This window comes from Rhizobium sp. P1_E6, from assembly GCF_056405875.1.
Map to the genome: position 1 here is coordinate 50,435 of NZ_JBFUBG010000008.1, position 20,642 is coordinate 71,076.

Sequence of the window (20,642 nt, forward strand, 5' to 3'; positions counted from 1 at the left end):
GTAAGTAATAAGCATCCTTATGATATCGGTAGATATATTGAGCACGGGCGTTGCACAAGGATGCACCCGCAAGATTCCGCATCTGCGGCCAAAATGCCGCAGCCCACGATAAGCAGAGCTTTCGATATGGCTTTTGAAAGATTGAAAGGTGATCGGAGGTTTGCTTGACCAACACCCGGAAGCAAGCTCCGGTGAAAGCTGATGCCTGGAAACCCAAACCGGTTCAATCAATTGGCATTTGCAATTTTTTGATTCTCCCGTTTATAGTCTCTCTTCAGAGGGTTACGGAGAAGCAGATCTCTCCCTCCGGTTGTTTTCGGGGTGCTGACTTGCACCTGTCATCTTACGGCAGCCGCACATGGGTAAGTTCGGACTTAGGACGAAGGCTCGGTGCTTTCGTCTCCACAGCAGGCATGGACAGCGCATTCAAGCATAGGTTCAGGCGGCTGCGATATGCCGCCCGCAACGGGGGACTGGCATGGCTAATTCGCTTCGACAGACATTGGCGCTCGGCTGCTTTGCGGCCTTCCTGCCGCTCATCGCTCAGGCGCAGCAGGCGGCCGCTCCCCCGCCCGTCACCGTTGCCAAGCCCGTCATGCGCGACGTGGTCGACAATGATGAGTTCATCGGCCGTTTTGAACCGGTCGATGAGGTCTCCGTCCGTTCGCGTGTCGGTGGCTACCTTCAGGAAATCGACTTCACCGACGGCGCTCTGGTGAAACAAGGCGACCGGCTCTTCGTCATCGATCAGCGACCCTTCGTAACCGCGCTCAATCAAGCCAACGCCGCGCTGGAAGCGTCGAAATCGGCTCTGGTCTTTGCCGATGCGCAATATAAGCGCGCCCAGTCGCTTGCTTCGAGCGGCAGCCAGTCGGCGCAGACGCTGGACGATCGCCGCCGCGAATTCGATTCCGCCCAGGCCAATGTCCGCGGCGCACAGGCTGCATCCGATCGTGCTACGCTCGACATGGAATATACCGAGATCACCGCGCCGCTCAGCGGCCGTATCGATCGCCGCCTGATCTCCGCCGGCAACCTCGTGCAGACCGACCAGACCGTGCTCACGACGATCGTTTCACTCGACCCGATCGATTTCTATTTCGACGTCGACGAACGCCGCCTGCTGAATTTCGCCGATACGGCACGCAAGCTGGGCAAGGATCTCCAGCAGGGCGGCGGCGGCCTTGATGTCATGGTCACCATCTCGGATCCCAATGCCAAACCTTTCAAGGGGAAACTCGATTTCGCCGAGAACCGGATCGACAATGAGAGCGGCACGATTCGTCTGCGTGCCCGCTTTCCCAATCCCGATCTCGTCCTTCAGCCCGGCCTCTTCGGCCGCATCCAGGTCGAAGCCTCCAACACCTATCAGGCCATTCTCGTCCCCGACGAAGCCATCGGCTCGGACCAGAATGAGCGCGTCGTTTACGTCGTCGGCGCAGATGGCACGGTTTCGACCAAGCCCGTGAGGCCCGGTCCCCGGCTCTACGGCTACCGCGTCATCCGTGAAGGCCTCGACGGCACCGAGACGATCGTCGTCAACGGCCTGATACGCGCCCGGCCCGGCGCAAAGGTCACGCCTCAGATGACCGAACTGCCGAAGGAGCGGACGGACGCTCCGCCGGAAACCGCTGSTGCGGAGAGCGGACAATGAGATTTGCTCATTTCTTCGTAGACCGGCCGATTTTCGCGGCCGTCATCTCGATCGTTCTCCTCGTCGTCGGCAGCATCGCCTATACGCAGCTGCCGGTCTCCCAATATCCGGAGATCGCGCCGCCGACCATCGTCGTGCGCACCTCCTATCCGGGCGCCGATCCGCAGACGATCGCCGATACGGTTTCGACCCCGCTCGAACAGCAGATCAACGGCGTCGAAGACATGCTCTATATGTCTTCCTACTCCAGCGCCGATGGCGCCATGTCGCTGACGATCACCTTCAAGCTCGGCACCGATCTCGACAAGGTCCAGGTTCTTGTCCAGAACCGCGTTTCCATCGCCCTGCCCCGCCTTCCCGAGGAAGTCCAGCGGCTCGGCGTGACCACCGATAAAAGTTCGCCTGACCTGATGATGGTGGTGCATCTGCTGTCGCCCTCGCACCGCTATGACCAGCTCTATGTCTCGAACTACGCCCGCAACCGCATTCGCGACACTCTCGTGCGCCTTGATGGCGTCGGCGACGTGCAGCTTTTCGGCGAGCGCCAGTATTCGATGCGAATCTGGCTGGATCCGGAAAAGCTCTCCGCCTACGGCATGACTTCGGATGACGTCGTTGCCGCGCTGAGAGACCAGAACGTCCAGGTATCGGGCGGCAAGATCGGCGCCCCACCTGTTACCGGTAAGAATGCCTTCGAATATACGGTGCGAACGGACGGACGCTTCTCGGACGTGCGCCAATTCCGCTATGTCATCGTGAAATCGACGACCACCGGCCGGCTTGTGAGCTTGCAGGATGTCGCTCGCATCGAGCTTGGCGCGCAGGACTACGTCACCAACAGCTATCTCAACAATGACCCCGCAGTCGCGCTCGGCATCTTCGCCCGGCCTGGAACCAATGCGCTGGATACGGCCCATCAGATCCAGGGGATCATGAAGGACCTGTCGCAGAATTTCCCGCAGGGTCTGGAGTACCGCATCGTCTATGATACGACCGAATTCATCTCGGATTCGATCAATGAGGTCTACAGGACCATAGCCGAGGCGGCGATTCTCGTGGCGATCGTCGTCCTCGTCTTCCTGCAATCCTGGCGAACTGCCCTCATTCCGATCATCGCCATCCCCGTATCGCTGATCGGCACCTTCGCCGTGCTGCTCGCCTTCGGCTTTTCGCTCAACATGCTCACCTTGTTCGGTCTCGTGCTGGCGATTGGTATCGTCGTCGACGATGCGATCGTGGTGGTGGAAAATGTCGAGAGAAACCTGGCGCGGGGCATGACCCCGAAACAGGCCGCGCATGTCACGATGGACGAAGTCGGAACCGCGGTCGTCGCCATCTCGCTGGTGTTAATCGCGGTGTTCGTGCCGACGGCGTTCATCCCAGGCATTTCCGGCCAGTTCTACAAGCAGTTTGCAGTGACGATATCGGTCACGACGGCAATTTCCGCATTGAATTCACTGACCCTTTCGCCTGCGCTCGCAGGCATTTTGCTCAAAACCCATGATCATGAGAGCAAGCGCAAGAATATCTTCTCCCAGCTGGGAAGCGGTCTTGCAAACGGCTTCAACCGTGGCTTCGATCGAATGAGCTCCGGCTATTCCTGGATCGTCCGGCATCTGGTCAGCAGCTGGGTCGGATTGACCTCTTCGCTCGTCGTCTTCGCCTGCCTGCTGGGCGCGACCTGGTATATGGGGCAGAAGGTTCCTTCCGGCTTCATCCCCACCATGGACCAGGGTTACGCGATCATCGTCATCCAGCTTCCGGACGGCGCATCGCTTGCGCGTACTGACGCCGTCGTTAAGCAGGTGGGCGATATCGCCCGAACGGTGCCCGGTGTCGGCAATGCCGTGCAGTTTGCCGGCTTCAGCGGGGCAACCTTCACCAACGCCTCGAATGCCGGCGTCGTTTTCGTCCCGTTCAAATCCTTTGCCGAACGTGAGGAAGGCGGCGAGACCGCCAACAAGATCATTGGCGAGCTTTACGGCAAGCTGCAAAGCATCCAGGAAGCCTTCATCATTGCCATCCCACCGCCATCCGTGCGTGGCGTCGGAAATTCAGGCGGCTTCAAGATGCAGATTTCGGATCTTGAAAACGCGGACATGACACGCGTCCTTGGTCTGGCCCGCCAGATGATGGGTGCCGCTGCAACGACCGAGGGGCTGACCGGCGTCTTCACCACGTTCTCGGATGCAAGTCCGCAGTATTTTCTCGCAATCGACCGCGACAAGGCACGTTTCCTCAACGTGCCGATTCCCAATATCTTCAACGCACTTTCCATCAACCTCGGCGTCGCTTACGTAAACGATTTCAATGCGTTCGGGCGCGTCTACCAGGTTCGTGCCCAAGCCGACCGACAATATCGCATGGACAGGGATGACATCCTCGCGCTGAAGGTTCGATCGGCAACCGGCGCGCTGGTTCCGCTTGGCACCCTGATGGATATCCAGGATTCCAGCGGTCCGGCGCTTGTCCAGCGCTACAACATGTATGTCTCGGTACCGCTTCAGGGTAATCCCACACCCGGCACATCGACCGGCGACGCAATCAAGAAGATGGAAGCGCTGGCGGCGCAGATCCTTCCGCCGGGAACGACGTTCGAATGGACGGAGCTTGCCTATCAGGAAACCCACACCGGCAATACCGCCGTCTACATCTTCGCCCTGTCGGTGATCTTCGTCTTCCTTGCGCTTGCGGCACAATATGAGAGCTGGGTCCTGCCTCTGGCGATCATCCTTATTGTCCCGCTCGCAGTGCTCGCCGCGTTGATCGGCGTGTGGCTCCGGGGAATGGACAACAATGTCCTGACGCAGATCGGACTTATCGTGCTGATCGGCCTTGCTGCCAAGAACGCCATTCTGATCGTCGAGTTTGCAAGACAGGCCGAGGAAGAAGGAAAAAGCGTCGTGGATGCCGCAATCGAGGCAAGCCATCTTCGTCTGCGCCCGATCCTGATGACGGCCTTCGCTTTCATTTTCGGCGTACTGCCGCTAGCCATCGCCACCGGTCCCGGTGCTGAAATGCGCCAGTCGCTCGGCACCGCCGTGTTCTCCGGCATGCTTGGTGTAACGATCTTCGGCCTGTTCCTGACGCCGGTCTTCTACGTCGTGCTGCGCCGTTGGCGCAAAAAGCCGGCAGAAGTGCCGGCTCAAGCCGATGCTGAGGAAAATGCCGCCTAGAGCAATTCCAGCAAAAGTGCATTGCGGTTTTGCGTCCGGAATTGCGTGAAAACAAAGAGATAGAGTATTTTCATGTTTCGAAGAAAAACGGAAATACTCCAAGGCTCAGGTGGAGAAGAGGTGAACCTGCCCCTGCCAGAAGCGGGCAACGGAAAGCCTGCCGCTCCTGAAGGCGCGGGTATCGAGGTTCAGCCGCATCGGCTGCACATCCGGCTGGTCGGCCGGCGTATGTCCGTGCACGACGAGTTTCGGCAGCGTCAGCGGGCTTTCCAGGAAACGCTGGCGAATGAAGGCCAGGTCGTCGTCGGCCTGCTCTTCGAGCGGCACGCGCGGATCGATGCCCGCATGCACGAAGACGACATTGGGCGTGTCGAGCATGATCGGCAGGGAGCGGATGAAATCGATGTGCGTATGCGGCAGAGACTGACGGATGAAGCCGTCGAGCTGCGCACCGGAGCGGAAAAGCAGCGGCAGGTGATCGGGATCGAGACCGTAGGATCTCAGAAGTTCGGCGGCGCCCATGGTCATCCAGTCGTCATAGGATGCCCAGCCGTCGATATAGTCGAGCATGACGATTTCATGATTGCCGGCAAGGCAGATGCGTTCGAATCCATCAGGCGCCGGATCCATGAGATGGCCGATGACATGCGCCGATTGCGGGCCACGATCGATATAATCGCCGAGCATGACGATGAGCTTGGTGCCCGGCAGATGCTCCGCATCGCGCGCGATCGCCTCTTCGGCCTTCTGCAGCAGATCGAGACGCCCATGCACGTCGCCGATGGCATAGGTCGGAATTTCGGTTATATCCATGCTCACGCGCGGGCGCGGCTGACGTCCAGCCTTCGAACCCTCGCGGCTTCGTGCAAGAGAATCGCTCATCATCATTCCTGATCAGTTGGCCGTCCCCTAACGATAAGTAGAGCATACGGCAAGGCGATCAAGCTGGTAAGAAAATTCAGCCGGCCGGGCTTTTGTGGAAAAACCGGCCTTACGCAAGCTGATGCAATCGCGCACTTTTTTAACATTAGGAAAGAGTGGCAGATGGGCACCATATCGCAGTTACACGACAATGTGCGCCCTCCGGCGCACCGTATCGAGACCGAGGAAGAAGCCGTTTCCACGGCGCGCGAGCTTGCAGCCACCTTTCGCCGGCAGGCAAGCGAGCGCGACATCAACCGCCTCATGCCCAATACCGAGCTCGACACGCTCTCGCAATCCGGCCTGACGGGGATCACCGTCCCCCCGGAATATCAGGGGCTTGATGTTTCCAACGCCCTGCTCGCCGAGATCATCGCCATTATCGCCGAAAGCGATGCCTCGATCGGCAACGTGCTGGCAGCTCATTTCCGCGTGCTGGAGGGGCTGCGCAACCAAACTTCGGAAGAGCTGAAAAGCACCCTCTTTGCCCGCGCACTGGACGGCGATCGTTTCGCCGCTGCCCGTTTTGCCGATCAGGCAAGCCTTACTGCCGAAGGCTCCGGCTTTCGCCTGGCAGGCCGGTCGGAACAGGCCGCCGCCATTCTTTTCTCCGACTGGATCGCTGCAGCAGCGATCGATCCCGGCGGCCGCAGGGTAACGCTCCATCTCCATCGTGACGGCGACGAACTGCAAGCGGTGGACGATTGGGACGCCTTCGGCCTGCGCACCAACGGCACGGCAACGCTGATTGCCGCTAAGCTGCATGTGAATGCCGATACCGTCACCGCTGCCTTATCCGGCGATCACACCACGGAAAAATCCTTGGGTCTTCTGCTGCAGGCAGCCGTCTGCCTCGGTATCGCCCGCGCCGCCTTTTCCGACCTGCTTGTCATGGCGAAGGAGCCCTCTACCCTTTTCGGCAAGATCGGCGAGCGCGCCATCCGCACCGAAACCGCAACCGGCGCGCTGGAACAGGCCGGCCGCAAACTGGATATTGCCCAGGTAAGCCCTGCCGAGGCAGCCATGGCGGAGGCCTATTTCTCCGCCTCCTCCGCCTGCCTAACAGCAACCGAGCTGGCGCTGGACACGGCAAATGCCCTCTTCGAACTAGCCCGGGGTGCCACCGGCAGCATCGCGCTCAACCTCGACCGTCACTGGCGCAACGCCCGCATCCACGACATGGCGATTCAGCGCGAGCCGCTACTGAACGCAGCAGGCGCGCATATTCTGAAAATCAGGGAAAGATGAAGCACTTCCAGTAGAAGTGCGCCGCGGTTTTGCGTCCGGAATTGCGCGAAAACGAAGAGAGCGGATCAGCTCGCGGCAGAAACCGGCACCTTTTCCTCGACAGTTTCGATGCCGCCACCGGCAACGAACTGCTCGAGCGTCATATTGTCGAGAATGGCGGCGATCGCGTCCCGCACTTCGGTCATCGAGCGCCGCACCTGACAGGTCTCGGGATCGGCACAGTCGTCGCACGCCTCGTAAGCCGTGCGGCTGGCACAACGGATCGGCGCAAGCGGCCCATCCAGCGTGCGGATGACATGTCCGATGCGGATGTCCGATGCGGGCCGCGACAGCGAATAGCCGCCGCCCGGCCCCTTTTTCGATCGCAGGATGCCGACATTGCGAAGCTCCAGGAGGATCGTATCGAGAAACTTCTTCGGGATATTGTTGCGCGAGGCGATATCGTTGATGAAGGCGGTCTCGCCCGGCGCCAGCCGCGCCAGATCAACCAGCGCCTTCAACCCGTATTTTCCCTTTTTCGTCAACATGTGGATCGCCCTGCACTTTGCGGCATTATGCTTCTGTAATAGCAGGCAAATAGAGTCAAAACCATGAAGAGACAACAAAATAACCAGTTTTTATAGGCTACATAAGCAATATGTTGCCGTAATACCGCGCTTCAGAGTTTCCTGAACCTTGCAGGCCCCAGAAGATGGTCTCGCACCGCCAATCGATGCGAGACCGGAAGCCCCGTCTAGACCGTTTTCAGCATGCCGCCATCGACGAAATAGGTAGAGCCGATGCTGTAGCTCGCTCGGTCGGAGCAGAGGAAGACGAAGAAATTCGCCAACTCCTCCGGCGTGCCGAAACGCTTGGACGACGCATGTTCATCCGCCACACTCTGCAAGTAACCCTCCCAGTCGCCACCGGTCTCCGCCGTCAGCTGCTTGGCAGTCTTGATCCAGTCAGGCGTCAGGATGAGGCCGGCATTGACGCAGTTGACGCGAATGTTTTCCTTCACCAACTCAGTGGAGAGCGTCTTGGAAAACATCATCAGCGCTGCCTTGGTGACATTGTAGATCGGCTCGTACCAGAGCGGCTGCACTGCGCAGATCGAGGCATTGTGGAGGATCACGCCGCCACCGCGTTTCATCATCTGCGGCGCGATGCCGCGCGCAAGCCGCACGGCCGCCATAACATGCAGATCCCAGTAGTCCTGCCACTTCTCATCCGGCGCTTCCATGACAGTCTCGTTGGAGCCGGTGCCGGCGTTGTTGATGAGAATATCAGCCCCGCCACGTTCGGCTGCCGCCGCAATAATCGCCTGCGTACCCTCGACGGTCGCCACATCGCTCTCAACGGCGATGGCGCTGACGCCATATTTATCGGCAATGCGGATAGCTTCAGCATCCAGCCGCTCGAGCCCCCGCGCCGACAGCACGAGGTTGGCGCCTTCAGCCGCCAGCCCTTCGGCGATGGCAAGCCCGATGCCGACGGAACCGCCAGTGATGACGGCGGTCTTTCCCTTCAATCCAAGATCCATGAAATCCTCCCTATCCGGCCGGCAGACCCGGTCGATCCACCAACTCTTCCGGCATTGGTTCTGCCCGTCAAGCCGTGACGGAAAATCATCGGTGCCGTTAGCTGATCCCTCTTGCCGCAGGCAGCGATCTGTCGCATGGCTGCAGGCATAGTGGAGGAGTTTTCATGCGACTTTATTCAGCATGCATCGAATGGCTGTTCGTCGAAGACGGCGATCATTTCGCCGATCGCATTCGCCGTGCCCATGCCGCCGGCCTCGAGGCCATCGAATTCTGGCGCTGGACGGACAAGGACCTCGACGCGATCGAAGCCGCATTGAAAGAGACCGGCCTCAAGGTGACGAGCCTTGTCGCCGAGCCGATGATCGCGCTCACAAACACCGCCAATCGCGAGACTTGGCTGAAGGGCCTTGCCGATTCCGTTGCCGTCGCAAAACGTCTCGACGCTCCTGTGCTGATCGCGCAGGCAGGCGACGATCTAGAAGGCTTCACCCGAGACGAACAGCGCAAGGCGCTGACAGAAACGCTGCAGGCCGGTGCCGACATCTTGAAAGGCAGCGGCGTGCGCCTCGGCGTCGAGCCGCTCAACATCCGCATCGACCATATCGGCTATTTCCTCGATTCCACCCGCGAAGGGCTCGATATCGTCGATAATGTCGGCCGCCCGGAAATCGGCATCGTCTACGATATCTACCATTCCGCCGTCATGGACGAGCGCACTGAGGATGTTCTGGCCGGTCGCATCGATAGCATCTTTCACGTCCATGTCGCCGACCATCCCGGCCGCAACGAGCCCGGCACCGGCACGATCGATCTTGCCCACCGCCTGAACTGGATCTTCGCCAACGGTTATACCGGCGCTGTCGGACTGGAATACAAGCCGACGAAGCCGGGCGCGGATGCAGTTAGGGCAGCGATTGCAGCCCTGGGCTGACGGTCGCCGTCAGCTGCGACCCGACAGAATCAATCTGATCACTTCACACGTGCACTGAACTCAACTGGTCCCGATTCCTGCTTTGCCGGATCGATCGCCGCCGACACCTTGCACGGACCTGCGGAGCGACGCTCGACAATGCGCGAGGCAACCATTATCCGCCGGGCAGGCATGCCCGGCAGGCGCGGATTTTCGATCCGCTCCAGCAAAAGCCGAAGGCCTACTGCCCCGCATTCCTGCCCTTCCATCCGTACCGTCGTCAGTGGCGGCGATATCTGCGTAGCGGGCGAAAAATCACCGAAACCGACGACGGAAACATCGTCGGGAATGCGATAGCCCTGCCCCAGTAACTCCGAAACCACAGTCAAAGCCAGGCCGTCATGGGCGCAGAAAAAGGCCGTTGGGTGTATGCCCTTCGCCTTAAGATCCCGGAAGGCTTCACCGAAGCCGATCTGCTCATCGAAGCGCAGGACATGCAGCGAAACGTCTTCGCAGCGCTCGGCGATCTCCCGCGCCCCGTAGAAGCGCTCGCGCCGGCCACGGAAACCGGGCGTGCCGTTGACATAGACGATCGACCGATGGCCGAGTTCGATAAGATATTGCAGCACCGCCTGCCCCGCCTCATGATCGGTCCCGGTGACCTGATCAGCCTGCTCCAGTGGGTCGACCCAGCCAAAACGCACGACAGGGATTCCGGTTGCCGTCGCCGCCACGATCGCCTCGCGGTCATGCGGGCCGACGAGCAAAAGCCCGGCACAGGAATGCGCCAGCTCTTCCAGCTGGCCGGGGCTATGGGTCCAGCGGATACGCAGCGCCATGCCCAGCCGATGCGCCTCGCGCTGCAGGCCGTTCTGAACCTGCATGTAGAGCTCACTGTTGACGGCATCGAGATCGTGGAAAACGACGGCAATATCACTCGTCAGCGACTGGCCTGCAGGACGTGTATAACCCAACCGTTCGGCGGTGGCGCGGATCAGCGCACGCGTCTCGTCGCTGACGCCGCTCTTGCCTGCCAGCGAGCGCGAGACCGCATACTTCGAGAGGCCGACCTCCCGCGCGATCGTCTGTAAGGTAACTCGCCCCCTGCTTCCCACTTTCCACCTCGATGTTTCATCCGGAATTGAGACGTTTCGCTACACCGCCCATACCGGAATTGCAAATTCTCGCACTAACAAAACATAACGCTTTACCTAACAATATCCAAATGTATTCTTTCCGTTATCCCAACCTGAAAGCAAAAATAACGATAAGGGTTGCGGATTTTTGGAGGAGAACCCTATGATCAAGCTGAAACGTCGTGCGTTTCTGGCCGGGACTTCGGCCGTTCTGATCTTGCCGGCCCTGCCGGCTTTCGCCGCCGACTACAAGGAAGCGGCCATTCTGAAAGACAAGGTTTCAAGCGGCGCGTTACCGGCCCTGAAGGATCGGCTGCCGGAAAATCCGCTCGTCGTCAAACCGGTCGAAAGTGTCGGCAAACACGGCGGCGACTGGAATATGGCGCTGGTCGGTGGTGGCTCGCTATCCATGCTGTTCCGCTACCAGGCCTATGAGCCACTGCTGCGCTACACGCCCGACTGGTCCGGCGTGACGCTGAACGTTGCCGAAGCCTTCGACGGCAATGCAGATTCCACGGAATATACCATCCGCCTGCGCAAAGGCATGAAGTGGTCGGACGGCCAGCCCTATACCACTGCCGACGTGAAATTCTGGTACGATACTATTCTCACGGACAAGCGGGTCGCCGTGAACGGCCAGGGTCACTGGAAGACATCAGGCAAGCCGGCCAAGCTCGAAATCGTCGACGAACAGACGTTTAAAGTTATCTTCGCGAAACCTAACGGTATGTTTCCGTTGCAGGTCGCCTGGGCCAATAGTGACCACACGACGCGCTGCCCCAAGCATTATCTCGAGCAGTTCCATATTGACTACAATCCGAAGGCCGACGAGCTCGCCAAACAGCGCGGCTTCGAGACCTGGATCGCCGCCTTCCAGTCCGCCTCCGGCTTCCAGGATGATAATGCCTTCTTCCTGAACTCCTCGAAGAAGCCGTGCCTGCACGCCTGGATGTTTACGACTGCGCCCGGCGAGAATACCGAACGCGCCGTTGCCGAACGCAACCCCTTCTACTGGAAGGTCGATACGGAGGGTAACCAGCTCCCCTACATGGACCGCATCGTCTATCAGATGGTCGCCGACCCGCAGGTGCTGCTTTTGAAGGCCATGCAGGGCGAGATCGACCTGATGGACCAGTATATCGCAACACCGAACAACAAGTCGGTGCTCTATGATGCGCGCGAGCAGGGCAAGTATGATTTCTACACGCTGACTTCGACCGAAGCCAACGTGATGAACTTCATCTTCAACCTCAACCACAATGACGAGACCAAGCGAAAACTCTTCCGGAACAAGGATTTCCGTGCAGCGCTCTCCATGGCGCTCGATCGCCAGTCACTGATCGACGCCGTGCTCGTCGGCCAGGGCGCCCCTGCCCAGCCATCGATCAAGCAGGGTGATCCGCTCTACAACGAGCAGCTCGCCACGCAGTTCACGAGCTACGACGTCGACAAGGCAAACGCCATGCTCGACACGATCATCCCGAAGCGCGACGACCAGAACTTCCGTCTGGACGACCAGGGCCGCCGCCTGACGGTGATCTTCGAAATCGACCAGGCACGCGCCGTCTTCCTCGACCTCTTCCAGCTGGTCATCCCGATGTTCCAGGCAGTCGGCATCGATGCGCAGATGCGCACTATGGACCGCTCGCTCTGGGAAACCCGCGTCCGCCAAGGCCGCGATTTCGATGCGACGGCCCACCAGTTCGGTGCGAACGGCGGCGTCGCTGCCATGCTCGACCCGCGCTACTACGTGCCGACGGATTCGAACGCCATGTACGCTCCGGCCTGGCAGCTCTGGTATCTCGACCGCAACAACGCCAATGCGGAAGAGCCCCCGGAAGAGACGAAGAAGCTGCTCGAGCTCTACGACAAGCTGAAGGCGACCTCCGATCCCGCCGGCCAGCAGGAGATCATGAAACAGATCCTGCAGGGTGCTGCCGACAACTTCTATGTCTTCGGCATTTCCCAACCACCGGATGGCTACGGCGTCGTCAAGAACAACATGAAGAACATCACCAAGACCATGCCGAATTCCTTCGGCTGGCCGACCCCCGCTCCCACCATGCCGGAGCAGTTCTACAAGGTCTGATGACCTGCAAAATGATGACGCATTCAAGGCGCCGGCTTTATCGGCCGGCGCCAAGGCCCCTCTTTTGCCAATGATTGGATGAAGACGATGCTCGACGCCAGAAGACAGAATACCGACACGCTGCGCACGCCGGACTGGTTCAAGACTGCAACGCGCTGGACCCAGCTCACCTTCGTGGAAGACGATCCGGAAAAATACGATCCGGCCTTCTGGGTCGATGTCTTCAAGCGCACCAAATCCAATGCCGTATGCCTCAGCGCCGGCGGCTACATCGCCTATTATCCAAGCGAAGTACCTTACCACTATGTGAGCAAATATCTCGGCGATAAAGACATCTTCGGCGCGCTCGTCGATGCCGCCCGCAAGCTCGACATGCATGTCATGGCCCGCGTCGATCCGCACGCGATCCACGACGATGCTGCAAAAGCTCATCCGGAATGGGTGATGATCAACGCCGACGGCACGCCGCGCCGTCACTGGGCCTATCCCGATGTCTGGGTCACCAATGCCTATGGCGACTACAACACCGTCTTCATGCCCGAAGTCGTCAAGGAAATCGTCCGCAAATACGATATCGATGCCGTCTTCGCCAATCGCTGGCAGGGCCACGGTGTCGACTATAGCGAAGACAGCGCACGCCGTTTCAAGGATATGTTCGGCCACGCCCTGCCGAAAAAGGCGGATGCTGATGATCCCGCCTGGCAGGCCTGGCTGCAATGGCGCCGCCGCGTGCTGACTGACATGATCGCCCAGTGGGACGATGCGGTCAAAGCGATCCGCCCGCATGCGAGCTTCATCCCGAATATGGGCGGCGCTTCACTGATGGAATTCGACCTCTCGGTCATCGCCAAACATTGCCCCTTCCTCGTTGTCGATCATCAGGGCCGCAAGGGTCTCGAACTCGGCTGGTCTGCCGGCCGCAACGGCAAGCGCATCCGCGCCACCTTCCCCGATCGCCCGGTCGTGCTCATCACCTCGATCGGCCCGGAAGAAGAATATCGCTGGAAGGATGCCGTCACCTCCGGCGAGGAAATGCAGCTCTGGATCAATGACGGCACGGCTCATGGCCTCTATGCCTGGTTCACCAAGTTCAACGGCGTCGTGCCGGATAAGCGCTGGGTAGAACCGGTCGCCGACGCCTTTGCACTGCAGGCAGCCGTCGAGCCGGTTCTCGAAAGTATGCAGCCGACAGCCGAAATCGCCGTCGTTGATCCTTCGACCACCCTTCGCCACTGGGCGCCGGAAGAACGGCACAATGCCGAGAAGCACGATCTCGGTTTCTACCACGCGCTCGTCGAAGCCCGCCTGCCCTTCGAGCTTCTCTCGGATCAGGTTCTGACCAAGGAAAATCTCGACCGTTTCAAGGTAATCATCCTCGCCAACGCTTCCTGCCTTTCGGATGCGCAGAACGAGGCGATCCGCGGCTATGTCGAACGTGGCGGCAGCGTCGTCGCTTCCTACGAAACCTCACTCCGCGATGAATTCGGCAAGAAACGCAACGAATTCGGCCTTTCGGATGTGCTGGGCGCCAAGTTCGTTTCCGGCCCGCGCGGCATCGTCAAGAACACCTATGTGGCACTGTCAGGCGATCATCCTCTCAACCAGGGCTACGAAGGCGCCGAGCGCATCATGGGCGGCACCCGCCTCATCCATGCCGATGCAACAGGCAATGCGACGACACCCTTCCTCTATGTGCCCGATTTCCCGGACCTGCCGATGGAGGAAGTCTATCCGCGCAAAGCTCCTGAAGGCGCCGGCGTGATCGCCCGCGAAACCGGCAAGGGCGGCCGCACGGTCTATATTCCCTGGAATATCGGCGAGATCTTCTGGGAAGTCTTCGCCGTCGACCACGGAAAGCTGATTGCCAATGCCGTCAACTGGGCGCTCGGCAAGACCTCGCGCGTCACGGTCGAAGGTCCCGGCGTCATCGATATGGCACTGCGCGACAGTGCCGAAGGTATCGCGGTCAGTCTCTTCAACCTCACCAACCCGATGATGATGAAGGGGCCGATACGCGAAAATTACCCTCTGGCGGCCCAGACGGTTTCAGTGGAAATTCCTCAGGGCAAGTCGGTCGCCAAGGCATGGCTCACCGTTACCGACCGCGCCGCAAACTTCAGCGTCAAGGACGGCCGCGTACAGGTGGAAGTGCCTGATATCGAGCGGCTGGAGGTTCTGCACCTCACCTGGAAATGAGGTGTCGAGACAAGGAGGAGCGTTTTCGGCCTGGAGGGGCCGAAAGCGGATGGAGATCCGAAGGAAGCGCCTGACCGGGCGCTCTCAACGGGAGGAGAAACATTCCGATGCTTGGCTATATCTTCAAGCGCGTGCTCTACATGATCCCGACCCTGTTCGGCATGTCGCTGATCTCGTTCCTGATCATCCAGCTGCCGCCGGGTGATTACCTGACCTCGATGATCGCGACGATGAGCGACAGCGGCCAGGCGGTCGACCCCGCGCAGATCGAGCGGCTGAAAGAGATCTACGGCTTCGACGACCCCTTCTATATCCAGTATCTGAAGTGGATATGGGGCATTGTCAGCCGCGGCGATTTCGGCTGGTCCTTCGAGTGGAACCAGCCCGTCTCCGGTCTCATCTGGGCACGCATGGGTTCAACGCTGGTGATTTCACTCCTGAGCCTGCTCTTCGTCTGGGTCGTCGCCCTGCCGATCGGCATCTATTCGGCCGTACGGCGCCACTCGATCAGCGACCACGTCTTCACCTTTTTCGGCTTCATCGGCCTTGCGGTACCGAACTTCATCCTGGCGCTGACACTGATGTATGTCGCCTATCGCTACCTCGGCCAGAGCGTCGGCGGCCTCAACTCCCCCGAATTTGCCGAAGCATCCTGGAGCCTCGCCAAAGCAGGCGATTTCCTCGCCCATCTCTGGATCCCCATTATCATCATCGGCGCGTCGGGCACCGCCGCCATGATCCGCATCCTGCGCGCCAACCTGACGGACGAGCTGCACAAGCCCTATGTCATCACCGCCCGCGCCAAGGGCCTGCCGGAATACAAGGTGATCCTCAAATATCCAGTGCGCATAGCGCTGAACCCCTTCGTCTCGGCGATCGGCTGGGTGCTACCCCATCTCGTCTCCGGCGTGACAATTACCGCCATCGTCCTGAACCTGCCGACCGCAGGTCCCCTGCTTTTCCGCGCGCTGGTCTCGCAGGACATGTATCTCGCCGGCAGCTTCATCCTGCTGCTCTCGGCACTCACCCTCGTCGGCATGCTCCTGTCGGACCTGCTGCTTGCGCTGCTCGATCCGCGCATCCGGTTCAATTGAGGAGGCGCCGATGACGCACGAAACATTCGGAACTCACACCGGCCCCTTGCATGTCGTCGCCGACGGCCCTTCGATCAGCCCGCTGAAACAGGGTAAGACGGTCTCGACAGCTGCCATCGGCCCATGGCGGTTGATCGCGGGCAAGCTGATCCGACAGAAGGTGGCAATGGTCGCCGGCGCGATCATCCTCTTCCTCTATCTCGTCGGCCTCTTCGCCGAGTTCCTGGCGCCTTCGCTGCCCGCGATCTCCAAGCCGCAATATACCTACGCCCCGCCGCAGGGTTTCAGCTTCTTCGTGGAGAAACCTGATGGTAGCTCGGAATTCAATTTCCATGTGAAGGGCTACAAGGTGGAGATCGACAAGGTGGCGCTCAGGCGCACTTTCGTGGTCGATGACACCAAGGTCGTACCGATCGGCTTCTTCGTCAAAGGCCCAGCCTACAAGCTCTGGGGCCTGATCCCGATGACCACGCGTTTCATCGGGCCGATCAACCTCAATGATCCTATGTACCTGCTCGGCGCTGACCGCCTCGGCCGCGACGTTCTCACCCGCCTGATCTACGGCACCCGCATTTCCATGTCGATCGGGCTCGTCGGCGTCGCCATGTCGCTTGTGCTCGGCGTTGTGCTCGGCTCCATCTCCGGCTTCTACGGCGGCTGGGTGGATACGCTGATCCAGCGCATCATCGAAGTTGTCAGTGCCATGCCGACCATCCCGCTCTGGCTCGGTCTTGCCGCGGCGATCCCGCTCGCATGGTCGCCTGTCAACGTTTATTTCGTCATTACCATCATCGTCTCGCTGCTCGGCTGGACCAGTCTTGCCCGCGAAGTGCGCGGCCGCTTTCTGGCGCTGCGCAGCGAGGATTTCGTCACCGCCGCCAAGCTCGACGGGTCGAGCGAGGCGCGGCTGATCTTCCGCCATATCCTGCCGTCGCTTACGAGCCACATCCTAGCCGTCGTCACCCTCGCAGTGCCGACGATGATCGTCGCCGAAACCTCGCTCTCTTTCCTCGGCATCGGCCTCAAGCCGCCGGTCGTCAGTTGGGGCGTGCTGCTGCAGGACGCCCAGAATATCCGCACGGTCGCGACCGCGCCGTGGCTGCTGATCTGGCCGTCTCTGGCAGTCGTCATAGCCGTCCTGTCCTTCAACTTCTTCGGCGACGGCCTGCGCGATGCAGCCGATCCCTATGACAATTGAGGAGGAAGCCATGACCGATCTTCCCGATGACGTCGTCCTCTCGGTTGAAAACCTCTCGATCGATTTCCGGCTGCGCACGCATATCCTGCATGCCGTCGAGGATGTGAGCTTCCAGCTGAAGCGTGGGCAGACGCTCTGCCTCGTCGGCGAAAGCGGCTCAGGCAAGAGCGTGACTGCCCGCTCGCTGCTGCAGATCGTCGACAAGCCAGGCACGATCGTCGGCGGCCGCATCCTGCTGCGCAATGGCAGCGAGATCACCGATATCGCCACCCTTCAGCCCGGCAGCCGCGCCATGCGGGAAATCCGCGGCCGGCACATCGGCCTCATCTTCCAGGAGCCGATGAGCTCGCTCTCCCCGGTCCACACGATCGGTTCGCAGATCATTGAAGCGATCCGCCTGCACAGCAATCTCGACAAGAAGGCGGCGCGTGCCCGCATGGTCGATTTGCTGGGCCAGGTGGAAATTCCCAATCCCGACAAGATGGCCGACCGCTACACATTCGAATTCTCCGGCGGCATGCGCCAGCGCGCCATGATTGCCATGGCCCTTGCCGGCAATCCCGATATCCTGATCGCCGACGAGCCGACGACCGCTCTCGACGTGACGACACAGGCCGAAATCCTCGACCTCATCAAGCGCCTGCAGGTCGAGCGCGGCATGGCGATGTTGCTCATCACCCATGACATGGGCGTGGTGGCCGAAGTGGCGGACGAAGTTGCCGTCATGCGCTTCGGCCATATCGTCGAGCGCGGCCCGGTCGATGCCATCTACCACGCCGCCACTCATCCCTATACACGCCAGCTGCTGGCCTCGACAGTGAAGCTGACGCATCATGTCGAAGGCAGGCAGCCGGCAATCGCCCTGTCTTCGGAAGCGCCGAAACCGATCTTGTCGGTCCGCAATCTCGGAAAAACCTTTGGCTGGCACGGCAATACCAATACGCTGCGCGCGGTCGATGACGCCAATTTCGATCTCTATCCCGGGGAGAACCTCGGCATCGTCGGCGAAAGCGGTTCCGGTAAGACGACACTCGGCCGCCTGATCCTGCGCACCGTCGAGCCGACGACCGGCACTGTCCTCTACCGTGGCAAGGATGGCAGAGAGACCGATGTCACCAAGCTCGGCAAGAAGGAACTGCGCAACTTCCACCGCGAAGTCCGCCTCGTCTTCCAGGATCCTTTCGCCTCGCTCAACCCGCGGATGACCGTCAAGGAAGTGATCGCCGATCCACTCATCGTCAACGGCCTTGCCAAAGGCAAAGCGCTGGAAGATCGCGTTGCCGAACTGATGCGGCTCGTCGGCCTCGATCCGATGGGCATGGAGCGTTACCCGCACGCCTTTTCCGGCGGCCAGCGCCAGCGCATCGGCATCGCCCGCTCACTCGCGCTCGATCCGCGCATCATCATCGCCGACGAAGCGACCTCGGCGCTCGACGTTTCGATCCGCAGCCAGATCCTCGACCTGCTACTCGATATCCGCCAGCGGCTGAACCTTAGCTTCATCTTCATTTCCCACGATATTTCCGTGGTACGCTATTTCTGTGACCGCGTGGCCGTCATGCATCGCGGTAAGATCGTTGAACTCGGCGAGGCTGAGCAGATCTGCACCGCACCGCAAGAAGCCTATACGAAAAGCCTCATTTCAGCCGTTCCCAATCCCGATCCCCGCGACAAGCGCATGCTGCACCGGCATCGTTTCGTCGCCCCCGCCAATGCCTGAGGATGTTCCAGTGCCGAAATTTTCCGCCAATCTTTCCTTTCTTTATCAGGACCTCGCCTTCCTCGATCGTTTCGCGGCAGCCGCCAAAGATGGTTTTGGTGCGCTCGAATATCTCGGCCCCTATGCCGAGCCGAAGGAAAAGGTCGCAGAGACGCTGAACGCAAACGGCCTGAAACAGGCGCTCTTCAACGTGCCCTCCGGTGACTGGGCCGGCGGCGAACGCGGCATCGCCTGCCTGCCGGATCGCATCGAGGAATTCCGCAGCGGCATCTCGCTCGCCCTCGATTACGCCAAGGCACTCGCCTGCCCGCAGGTCAACGTTATCTCCGGCCTCGTACCAAAGGGAGYCGATCTCGAGACGCTGGAAAAGGTGCTGGTTGAAAATCTGAAATATGCCGCGGAGCGCACTGCCGATGCCGGCGTGAAGTTGCTGATCGAGCCCATCAACCTGCGTGATATTCCGGGCTTCTTCCTGTCGAGCACCAATCACGCCGAACGCATCCTCGACAAGGTCGGCTCCGACAATCTCTACATCCAGTATGATTTCTACCACATGCAGATCATGCAGGGCGACCTGATCCCGACCTTCACGCGGCTGAAGGACCGGATCGCCCACGTACAGATCGCCGACAATCCCGGCCGCAATGAACCCGGCACGGGCGAGATCAATTACGGCTTCATCCTCTCCGAACTCGACCGCCTCGGTTACGACGGCTGGGTGGGCTGCGAATATAAGCCGAAGGCCGGCACCAGCGAGGGGCTTGGCTGGATGAAACCCTATCGGAAGTGAGCGTGACATGAATATCGGTTTTATCGGACTGGGCGTCATGGGCCGCCCGATGGCGGAACATCTGATCGATGCCGGCCACACGCTGCATCTGAGCCGCGTGAAGGACGCTTCGCAGCATCTCATCACCAAGGGCGGCAAGGCTGCCCATAGCGCCAAGGCTGTTGCCGAGGCCTCCGACATCATCATCCTGATGCTGCCGGATACGCCCGATGTCGAGGCGGTGCTCTTCGGCGAGAACGGTGTGGCCTCCGGCCTGTCGGCAGGCAAGCTCGTCATCGACATGAGCTCGATCTCGCCGGTTGCCACCAAGGATTTTGCCAGGCGCATCGAAGCGCTCGGCTGCGATTATGTCGATGCTCCGGTCTCCGGCGGCGAGGTCGGCGCCAAGGCTGCCTCGCTGACGATCATGATCGGCGGCAAGGAAGCGGCTTTCGAGCGCGCCCGGCCGCTCTTCGAAAAGATGGGTAAAAACATCACGCTGGTGGGCGGCGTCGGCGACGGCCAGACGGCCAAGGTCGCCAACCAGATCATCGTCGGGCTGACGATCGAGGCCGTCTCCGAAGCCCTGCTCTTTGCCAAACGGGCCGGCGCCGATCCGGCCAAGGTGCGGGCAGCCCTGATGGGCGGTTTTGCCGCCTCGCGCATTCTCGAAGTGCACGGCGAGCGTATGGTCAAGGAGACCTTCGAACCGGGCTTCCGCATCCGCCTGCACCGCAAGGACATGACGCTCGCGGTTGACGCCGCACGCGCGCTCGATCTTTCGCTGCCGAATACGGCGGCCACCCAGCAACTCATGAATGCCGCTGTTGCCAATGGCGACGGCGAACGCGACCATTCCGCCCTTATCCGCACGCTCGAGCTCCTCGCCGGAGGGCCGCGCTAGATCACGACCACCTAGAACACCCGGACGACATCTTCGACCGCCTCCTGCCGGAGCCTTTTTTCCGGACGGCGAAGCCATGTCCGGACATCGATAGAGAAGGACAG

15 protein-coding genes are annotated in these 20,642 nt (G+C 60.3%); 11 read left to right on the forward strand and 4 right to left on the reverse strand.

Translation table 11 applies throughout. The annotated features are described in order from the left end of the window. Window positions 1–478 precede the first annotated feature (478 nt). Together AC1D35_RS06935 and AC1D35_RS06940 are read left to right on the forward strand one after the other, a co-directional pair. Window positions 479–1,654, forward strand: a complete 1,176-nt coding sequence (locus tag AC1D35_RS06935; RefSeq protein WP_477938377.1) for an efflux RND transporter periplasmic adaptor subunit — start codon at window positions 479–481, stop codon at window positions 1,652–1,654. Continuing rightward, a complete protein-coding gene (locus AC1D35_RS06940) occupies window positions 1,651–4,830 on the forward strand; it encodes an efflux RND transporter permease subunit (RefSeq protein ID WP_113311240.1) in 3,180 nt (1,059 codons plus the stop codon). Before AC1D35_RS06935 ends, AC1D35_RS06940 begins: the two co-directional genes overlap by 4 nt. 105 nt (window positions 4,831–4,935) lie before the next feature. On the opposite strand, the gene AC1D35_RS06945 is transcribed toward AC1D35_RS06940, so the two are convergent. Then, window positions 4,936–5,712 (reverse strand): metallophosphoesterase family protein, encoded by a 777-nt coding sequence (locus tag AC1D35_RS06945; RefSeq protein ID WP_113299826.1) that lies wholly within the window; start codon window positions 5,710–5,712, stop codon window positions 4,936–4,938. A 162-nt stretch (window positions 5,713–5,874) separates the two neighbouring features. On the opposite strand from AC1D35_RS06945, the gene AC1D35_RS06950 reads away from it, so the two are divergent. After that, window positions 5,875–6,999, forward strand: coding sequence for an acyl-CoA dehydrogenase family protein (locus AC1D35_RS06950; protein ID WP_113311239.1), 1,125 nt, complete (start codon window positions 5,875–5,877; stop codon window positions 6,997–6,999). 65 nt (window positions 7,000–7,064) lie between these two features. Here AC1D35_RS06950 and AC1D35_RS06955 read toward each other — a convergent pair whose 3' ends face one another. Together AC1D35_RS06955 and AC1D35_RS06960 are read right to left on the reverse strand one after the other, a co-directional pair. Beyond that, entirely contained in the window at window positions 7,065–7,526 is a 462-nt protein-coding gene (locus tag AC1D35_RS06955; RefSeq protein WP_007815103.1) for an RrF2 family transcriptional regulator, read from the reverse strand. Window positions 7,527–7,732: 206 nt separating this feature from the next. Continuing rightward, window positions 7,733–8,521, reverse strand: coding sequence for an SDR family oxidoreductase (locus tag AC1D35_RS06960; RefSeq protein ID WP_113311238.1), 789 nt, complete (start codon window positions 8,519–8,521; stop codon window positions 7,733–7,735). A gap of 164 nt (window positions 8,522–8,685) precedes the next feature. Here AC1D35_RS06960 and AC1D35_RS06965 point away from each other — a divergent pair, with 164 nt between their 5' ends. Beyond that, window positions 8,686–9,453 carry a TIM barrel protein gene (locus tag AC1D35_RS06965; protein ID WP_113311237.1) on the forward strand — a complete coding sequence of 256 codons (768 nt, stop codon included), beginning with the start codon at window positions 8,686–8,688 and terminating at the stop codon, window positions 9,451–9,453. 38 nt (window positions 9,454–9,491) lie between these two features. Here the strand turns inward: AC1D35_RS06965 and AC1D35_RS06970 are convergent, their stop codons facing one another. Then, complete coding sequence (locus AC1D35_RS06970) at window positions 9,492–10,547, reverse strand: LacI family DNA-binding transcriptional regulator (RefSeq protein ID WP_113311236.1); 1,056 nt, start codon at window positions 10,545–10,547, stop codon at window positions 9,492–9,494. Window positions 10,548–10,731: 184 nt separating this feature from the next. On the opposite strand from AC1D35_RS06970, the gene AC1D35_RS06975 reads away from it, so the two are divergent. From AC1D35_RS06975 to AC1D35_RS07005, 7 genes are all read left to right on the forward strand, one after another. Next, complete coding sequence (locus AC1D35_RS06975; protein ID WP_113311235.1) at window positions 10,732–12,657, forward strand: ABC transporter substrate-binding protein; 1,926 nt, start codon at window positions 10,732–10,734, stop codon at window positions 12,655–12,657. Window positions 12,658–12,744: 87 nt separating this feature from the next. After that, window positions 12,745–14,853: an alpha-amylase family protein gene (locus tag AC1D35_RS06980; protein WP_113311234.1), complete on the forward strand. Its 2,109-nt coding sequence runs from the start codon at window positions 12,745–12,747 to the stop codon at window positions 14,851–14,853. 107 nt (window positions 14,854–14,960) lie between these two features. Next, complete coding sequence (locus AC1D35_RS06985) at window positions 14,961–15,947, forward strand: ABC transporter permease (RefSeq protein ID WP_113311233.1); 987 nt, start codon at window positions 14,961–14,963, stop codon at window positions 15,945–15,947. Window positions 15,948–15,957: 10 nt separating this feature from the next. Further along, complete coding sequence (locus tag AC1D35_RS06990; protein WP_113311232.1) at window positions 15,958–17,145, forward strand: ABC transporter permease; 1,188 nt, start codon at window positions 15,958–15,960, stop codon at window positions 17,143–17,145. A 10-nt stretch (window positions 17,146–17,155) separates the two neighbouring features. Continuing rightward, window positions 17,156–18,865, forward strand: a complete 1,710-nt coding sequence (locus AC1D35_RS06995; RefSeq protein ID WP_113311231.1) for an ABC transporter ATP-binding protein — start codon at window positions 17,156–17,158, stop codon at window positions 18,863–18,865. A gap of 10 nt (window positions 18,866–18,875) precedes the next feature. After that, a complete protein-coding gene (gene otnI, locus AC1D35_RS07000) occupies window positions 18,876–19,655 on the forward strand; it encodes a 2-oxo-tetronate isomerase (protein ID WP_477938378.1) in 780 nt (259 codons plus the stop codon). Between the two features lie 7 nt (window positions 19,656–19,662). Beyond that, window positions 19,663–20,538, forward strand: coding sequence for a 2-hydroxy-3-oxopropionate reductase (locus AC1D35_RS07005; protein ID WP_113311229.1), 876 nt, complete (start codon window positions 19,663–19,665; stop codon window positions 20,536–20,538). Window positions 20,539–20,642 lie beyond the last annotated feature (104 nt).

What these genes read in the sequence shown, in the direction of transcription:
- AC1D35_RS06940 (WP_113311240.1), top strand. Translation starts at nt 1,651, where the DNA reads ATGAGATTTGCTCATTTCTTCGTAGACCGGCCGATTTTCGCGGCCGTC.
- AC1D35_RS06945 (WP_113299826.1), bottom strand. Translation starts at nt 5,712, where the DNA reads ATGAGCGATTCTCTTGCACGAAGCCGCGAGGGTTCGAAGGCTGGACGT.
- AC1D35_RS06950 (WP_113311239.1), top strand. Translation starts at nt 5,875, where the DNA reads ATGGGCACCATATCGCAGTTACACGACAATGTGCGCCCTCCGGCGCAC.
- AC1D35_RS06955 (WP_007815103.1), bottom strand. Translation starts at nt 7,526, where the DNA reads ATGTTGACGAAAAAGGGAAAATACGGGTTGAAGGCGCTGGTTGATCTG.
- AC1D35_RS06960 (WP_113311238.1), bottom strand. Translation starts at nt 8,521, where the DNA reads ATGGATCTTGGATTGAAGGGAAAGACCGCCGTCATCACTGGCGGTTCC.
- AC1D35_RS06965 (WP_113311237.1), top strand. Translation starts at nt 8,686, where the DNA reads ATGCGACTTTATTCAGCATGCATCGAATGGCTGTTCGTCGAAGACGGC.
- AC1D35_RS06975 (WP_113311235.1), top strand. Translation starts at nt 10,732, where the DNA reads ATGATCAAGCTGAAACGTCGTGCGTTTCTGGCCGGGACTTCGGCCGTT.
- AC1D35_RS06980 (WP_113311234.1), top strand. Translation starts at nt 12,745, where the DNA reads ATGCTCGACGCCAGAAGACAGAATACCGACACGCTGCGCACGCCGGAC.
- AC1D35_RS06985 (WP_113311233.1), top strand. Translation starts at nt 14,961, where the DNA reads ATGCTTGGCTATATCTTCAAGCGCGTGCTCTACATGATCCCGACCCTG.
- AC1D35_RS06990 (WP_113311232.1), top strand. Translation starts at nt 15,958, where the DNA reads ATGACGCACGAAACATTCGGAACTCACACCGGCCCCTTGCATGTCGTC.
- AC1D35_RS06995 (WP_113311231.1), top strand. Translation starts at nt 17,156, where the DNA reads ATGACCGATCTTCCCGATGACGTCGTCCTCTCGGTTGAAAACCTCTCG.
- AC1D35_RS07005 (WP_113311229.1), top strand. Translation starts at nt 19,663, where the DNA reads ATGAATATCGGTTTTATCGGACTGGGCGTCATGGGCCGCCCGATGGCG.